The organism is uncultured Thioclava sp. (assembly GCF_913064665.1).
Lineage (GTDB): Bacteria > Pseudomonadota > Alphaproteobacteria > Rhodobacterales > Rhodobacteraceae > Thioclava > Thioclava arctica.
Genome location: NZ_CAJYBT010000041.1, coordinates 22,158 through 28,284 on the forward strand (window position 1 = coordinate 22,158; position 6,127 = coordinate 28,284).

The 6,127-nt window shown below is 58.7% G+C and carries 3 protein-coding genes and 3 pseudogenes; 1 reads left to right on the top strand and 5 read right to left on the bottom strand.

The window, feature by feature from the left end; genetic code table 11:
* Nucleotide 1: 1 nt before the first annotated feature.
* Nucleotides 2-1,138 carry an ABC transporter ATP-binding protein gene (locus QZ571_RS15030; RefSeq protein ID WP_295536570.1) on the bottom strand — a complete coding sequence of 379 codons (1,137 nt, stop codon included), beginning with the start codon at nucleotides 1,136-1,138 and terminating at the stop codon, nucleotides 2-4.
* Nucleotides 1,135-1,905 (bottom strand): DeoR/GlpR family DNA-binding transcription regulator, encoded by a 771-nt coding sequence (locus tag QZ571_RS15035; protein ID WP_295536573.1) that lies wholly within the window; start codon nucleotides 1,903-1,905, stop codon nucleotides 1,135-1,137. Before QZ571_RS15035 ends, QZ571_RS15030 begins: the two co-directional genes overlap by 4 nt.
* A 438-nt stretch (nucleotides 1,906-2,343) precedes the next feature.
* On the opposite strand from QZ571_RS15035, the pseudogene QZ571_RS15040 reads away from it, so the two are divergent.
* Nucleotides 2,344-3,533 (top strand): annotated as a pseudogene (locus QZ571_RS15040) (IS3 family transposase).
* 35 nt (nucleotides 3,534-3,568) lie between these two features.
* On the opposite strand, the pseudogene QZ571_RS15045 reads toward QZ571_RS15040, so the two are convergent.
* The 3 genes and pseudogenes from QZ571_RS15045 to QZ571_RS15055 all read right to left on the bottom strand — a co-directional run.
* Nucleotides 3,569-3,935: pseudogene (locus QZ571_RS15045) on the bottom strand (transposase); the annotation flags it as partial.
* A 399-nt stretch (nucleotides 3,936-4,334) separates the two neighbouring features.
* The gene (locus QZ571_RS15050) at nucleotides 4,335-5,300 is read right to left on the bottom strand and encodes a hypothetical protein (protein WP_295536575.1); all 966 of its coding nucleotides are present in this window, start codon (nucleotides 5,298-5,300) and stop codon (nucleotides 4,335-4,337) included.
* A 337-nt stretch (nucleotides 5,301-5,637) separates the two neighbouring features.
* Nucleotides 5,638-5,956: pseudogene (locus QZ571_RS15055) on the bottom strand (transposase); the annotation flags it as partial.
* Nucleotides 5,957-6,127 lie beyond the last annotated feature (171 nt).

A 6,127-nucleotide genomic window follows, 5' to 3' on the forward strand; every position in this document is an offset into this window, starting at 1 on the left:
GTCAAAGGTCCTTCCAGTTGGAGAGTGGCGTTGTTACGCCGGGTCGACCCGCCGGGGTGTCCAGCCGGGTTGTCAGCGAGGCGAGTTGGGGCAGTTCGAACCGCTTGCCCGTATCCGCGTCGAAGAGGTGAAGATCATGCGCCCCAAGCCCGAGGCGCAGCACGGAGCCTGTCGGCGCGAGCGCTTGGCCGGGCACACGCATCAACGCCTCCGCCCCACCAAGCGTGCCCTGCACCAGCGCATCCGCACCAAGGTATTCGCCACCGGTCAGGCGCATCTCAAGCGCCCCTTGCGGATCGGGGTAAAGCGCCTCGGGGCGGATGCCAAAGCGCAAGCGACGCCCGGCCGCAGCCTCGATCCGTGCACCGATTTCGCCAAGCGCGCTGGCTGGCAGAATGTTCATGGGCGGTGTGCCGATGAAGCGCGCAGCGAAAACCGTTGCCGGGCGCTCATACAGATCATGCGGGCTGGCCACCTGTTCAATCCTGCCGGCATTCATCAGCACGACCTGATCGGCCATGGTGATCGCTTCGACCTGATCATGGGTGACGTAAAGCATGGTGAACCCAAGCTTACGTTGAAGCGCGCGCAGTTCGGTGCGCATCGCGTGGCGCAGCTTTGCGTCGAGATTGGACAGCGGCTCGTCCATCAGACAGACCGGGCGCTGCGAAATCACCGCGCGACCCAATGCGACCCGTTGCTGCTGCCCTCCTGACAGCTGACTCGGCTTGCGATCAAGATAAGGCGTCAGGCCCAGCAACTCTGCCACCTGCGCAAGACGCGCGTGGCGTTCATCGCGCCCGACCCGCCTTGTTTTCAGGCCGAACACGATATTTTCGGCCACGCTGAGATGGGGAAACAGCGCATAGGATTGAAACACCATCGAGAGATCGCGCTTGTCCGCCGAACGCGCGGTGACATCTTCATCACCGATCAACACCCGTCCCTCGCTCGCCTCTTCAAGACCAGCGACGATCCGCAACAGGGTCGACTTACCACACCCCGAGGGCCCCAGAAGTGCGGTGAATTTGCCCGCGATCGCCTCGACCGAGATTTGCTCCAGCGCGGTGGTTTCCCCCCAGCGCCGAGTCACCCCCTCAAGCCGGATCGCACGCCCTGTTTGCTGCGCCCCGCTCATGGCTGAGCCTCTGCGATGACGACATCGACGCTGTTATTTTCCAGCGCGGCGCGATGCTGTTCCGGCAATGCAGCGTCGCAAATGACAAGATCCAGCTCGCTCAGATGTCCGCCACGCACATGCGCGGAACGACCGAATTTCGTGCTGTCCAGCAGCAAGACGGACCGGCGGCAATTGCGCGAGATCGCAATCCGCGCCGCCACCTCATCTTCGCTGAAATCAAGTAGCGTGCCATCCTCGGCCACGCCCCCCACCCCGAAGACACCGAAATCCACTTGGTAGCGACCAAAGAAATCCTCGACCTGAGGCCCTAGAATGTCGCGATCGCCCGCCCGAACCGCGCCACCGGGCACCCGCACCGACCAGCCTTCTTGATCGCAGGCGAAGAGCGCGATGTTGAGATTATTGGTCAGCACCATGAGGTCGCTTTGATGCCGGAGCTTCTGAATCGCATATTCGGGTGTCGTGCCGATCGAGACCGCAAGCGAAGATCCCGAGGGCACATGGGCTGCGAAGGCATGGCCGATGGCACGCTTTGCCGCGCCGTTCAGCATGCGGCGTGATGTGTATTGAAGATTCTCGTTTTGCGGCAACTCGACGCCGCCATGCACCCTGCGCAAAGCGCCCGCCGCGCACAGCTCGTTGACATCGCGTCGGATGGTCTGAGGCGAGACTCCGTAAATCTGTGCGCAGCTTTCGATCGTCAGATGACCGAGGCCTGACACCCGCTCAAGAATTTCACGCTGTCGTTCGGAAAATGAATCCATTCCGATAATGTCCCGGCCAGTTTCGTCGGGGCTGGGGTCCCACATTCACATGAAAGGCAAATTGCATTCATGTGAAAGATTGGTGACGCCGGACCCGAACAAATGACCCAAGCGAGACGCTAGGCCAAGGTCAGTCCCCGGCCCGCAAGCGACGCTTTGATGTTTCGCAAACCGCCCGAAACGCACCGCAAGCCTGTGGCTTCGGCCAGCGGATCAAGTCCGGCCCCACTGTCACCCGCCTGTTTCATCGCCTATGGGCCGCCAGCCTGGTGTCGTCGCTGATCAATTGCCCTCTCTACGATGCCCAACTCGCCTAGAGGGCCCAGCGGTTATGTAAAACCGGATGGCGCAGTTTCGATCGACAAGACGAGATGGAGTGCCCCCACTGAAGTGGTCCACCTTTTGGGATAGTATTATCCCATTTCAGGAGGACCAGAGATGGCTGGAAAGAGAGACAAACCCGAAGGGATTGTGCTGAAGCTGCGGCAGGTAGAAGTTTTGCAGGGGCAAGGCAACTCGATTGCCGATGCCGTGCGTCAGATTGGCGTGACGCAGCCGACCTACTTTCGGTGGAGCAAGGAGTATGGTGGCATGAGCCGCGATCAACTTAAGCGTTTGAAGGAGTTGGAGGCCGAGAATACCCGGCTTAGGTGTGCCGTGTCGGATCTGACGCTGGATAAGATGATCCTGGCCGAGGCTGCGCGGGGAAACTTCTAAACCCTTCCCGCCGCAGGCAGTGCATCGAGCATGTGCGGCAAACCCTCAGCGTGTCCGAGCGCAGGGTTTGCCGCACATGGGGTCAGCATCGATCGACGCAGCGCAGGGTGCCCATGGGACTGCCGCACGAAGCACGGTTGACCGAGGACATCATCGCGTTGGCCGAAGAGTTCGGACGCTATGCATTGCCCGGCAGGCGATGCCTGTATCGCTGAGAGGGGGTATCGCATGATCACCGGGCTGCTGAACAACAGCGGTTGGCAGGTAAATCACAAGCGCCCCTCTCGTGGTTTGCGAACAAACCACTGTCGCGCAGTGGTCGAACGGATCTGGCGACGGGAGGGGCTGAAGGTCCCGCAAAAAACAACCCAAGAAGGGCCGGCTCTGGCTCAATGAAGGGTCGTGCGTGAGGCTTCGGCCGGAGCGTCCGAACCACGTCTGGTCCTATGACTTCGTGCAGGACCGGACGCATGACGGGCGGATCTTCCGCACGCTGAATATCATCGATGAGTTCACGAAGGAGGCGCTGGTGATCCGCGTCAAACGCGGGCTCAATTCAACGGATGTGGTCGACGCCTTGACTGATCTGTTCATCCTGCGAGGGCCGCCGGAATACATAAGGTCCGACAATGGCGCCGAATTTATCGCCAAGAAAGTGCGGGCATGGATCGGAGCTGTGGGCGCGAAAACCGCCTTCATCGCGCCTGGTTCTCCGTGGGAAAACGGCTATTGCGAGAGCTTCCACGCACGGTTCCGGGATGAATTTTTGAATGGCGAGCTCTTCTACAGCCTGCGCGAGGCTCAGATCGCGTCGGCATTACAACACCGTCAGGCCGCACAGCGCCTTGGGCTTCTGGCCGCCAGCGCCCAAAAGCACCATCCCGATGGACCAGAGGCCAACGATGCACTAACATTCAAACCGGACCACCCGATGGGGGCAGACCAAGTGCTGCCCCAAAACACGGCAAACCCGCCGTTCCGACACCCTGATGTGACTGCGGATGTGGTCGATGCTGGCGCGACGACGCGAGGGGCTCAGTCGTTTCCCCGTGCAGCTTCCGTCCGGATCAGCTTGTCCAATGTCAGGTCAGATACCGCTCGGCGCAATCGGTCATTCTTCTTTTGAAGGCGTTTTACGTCCTTCAGTTGGTCAGCTCCCATACCGCCATATTGCTTGCGCCAGCGATAGAAGGTCTGTTCTGTAATCTGCACCTGTCGAATGGCATCAACGCGCGGCATTCCCTTCCGCACAGCACCTCAACCTGCCGTAACTTCGTGACAATTTCTTCCGGTTTGTGTCGTTTGATGCCCATCTCCGATCCTCCGTTTCCTAACTATAGTGGCGGACCAGTTCAGTGGGGGAGGATCAGCCCTGCACATGACTGCTTCTGACAAATGCACAAAACAGATCACAAATGTCTTGCTATGCAGGAGCCATTCACACAGGACATTTGCGGCACCGGGCATGAAGGACCGCTGTGGGCCCTTCAATCACAGGTTACGTCGGCAGCGCGCTCACTAGAACCCCGCCTGGCTTGACACCAGACGGAGCCATCTCAACTCGGCGGCGAGGTGTTTCCCATTGCGCTTGCATCAGACGCATGACGCTTCAGGCCTGCAGGATTGGGCGCCCACGATGGCGCCCATGAGAAACTGCTGCGCGCGGGCTCCGTGGTTGAATTCCTCGTTAGCGGAACCGCTGGTTTGCACTATCAGCCCAACACGCGTGGTCTTGCCCGTAGCAAATCAAGCGGATTGTAAAGTGTCATAATGTAGAAGAACGCCATCATGTAAATCGTCGCTGTGCCAAACATCTGAGCCGCCTCGGCCGACACACCCAGGCTATAGGGACCGCCCCAGGTTTCGGCAGTGCTCCAGATCGCGAATGATAGCAGAAACCCGATCGGTGCCATAATCCTCAACCCGCGGCCACTGATCAGGGACGCCGCCACCAGTGCCTCGGTAAGCGCCACCAGAACTGCGACCAGATGTGGCCCCATGGCGTTGGTTATGACCAGAAACAGCTGGTCATAACTTGCAGTCCAGGTTCCTTGCATGTCCGTCTGTGCAGAGGTGAGAAAATCCGTGAAGTGGTTCAAGAAATAGGGCTGAAATTTCAACAAAGCGTCATACCCCCAAAGCAACCCGAAGCCATTTCGCGCGAGTGTCAGCAACTCGTTATTCGACACATCCGGAACGGTCCGCAAACGCTCAACACCGATGAGGAACAGAAACATCACGATGTAAGGAAGCGCGACACCGGGATCCGTTCCGTCTTGCCCAAAATCCCCCCCATGTTGGAACACGATCCAGACGAAAGCGGCATAGCCGATTCCGACCCAACTCATTGGGATGACACCGCGGTTTGAAAGGATCGACAGCGCGACGGCCAACTCCACGAAGGCCAGAATAATCACCAGCAGATGAAGAACCGGGCTTGAGGTCGGCAGCCCCAGCGCCTGAGCCGACGCGACTTTGTGCTGCCAACTCAGCGAGGTCCAAGAGTCATAGATCAGCACGATACCGAAAACGATCCGTATCCAGTTGAAACTAGCGTATCTGACAGAAGATGTCCGTGTGCGGTCCTCGCCCGCCATACCAAGCGCGGCAAGCGTCCGACGAAAATACCCCTTTGCTCCAGGGGCGTCGTTTAAGGATTTCTGTGTTGCAGATTTCATAGCACTTTACTCCTCTATGACGCCGCGCGACGAAATTTCATCGCAGGCATTCTAGCGTCTATGTATCTGCGTAGGTCTGCGTAGCGGCTGACAACCTTGACTTGCATCAACACGCAGCTTCACAAAGCGGATACGTCGACGTGAAAGTGCAACAGCCGAGAACTGGCCGCGCGGGTTTTGTCCCGCTTTGCCCCGCAAAAGGCAGCCTCTCTCATTGGGCGTTCAGGTCAGGCGCGCCTTCCTTTTTTCTCGTGGGTCACTGTCACTTATCCGGGTCACACTTCTCTTCGCAGACCAGTGGAAATCCCGGTCTCAGTCTCTGCATATGGACTGCCTGTCGAGCATACGGGCGCTGAACAGCGCGCGTCATTTGGCTGCGACATAGTGTGGAGTGATCGGGAACGGCCCAGTCCAGACCGGCCAAGCGCAGCAGACTGGCGACCATCCCGGTGGTGTGTCTGAGCGGAAGAATGAACAACTCGGCGCGCCGCCCGTTCGGGGCAAAAACATGCCAATGGCAGGTTTCCGTGACGCCCTTTCCCCTTGATCGACAGGCAAAACGGGATCGCCACGTGCAACAAGACCGACAGTCGCCCCTCATGCGGTGCGAGCCAGCCCATCTTCTTGGTCCCCCATCCTCTTAGACATGCAAGCATGTATTGGAGGGCAACGGATTAGCAATGTCACAAATTTGCACTGTCTAGGTTCAGGACCCATTAATCTGGTTGATGCTGTCATTTCGGCATGCTTCAAACCCGCAAACTGCGGGGGTGTAATATGAGCAATCTTTATTGGCTGAGCGAAGAACAGATGGCGCGACTTCGACC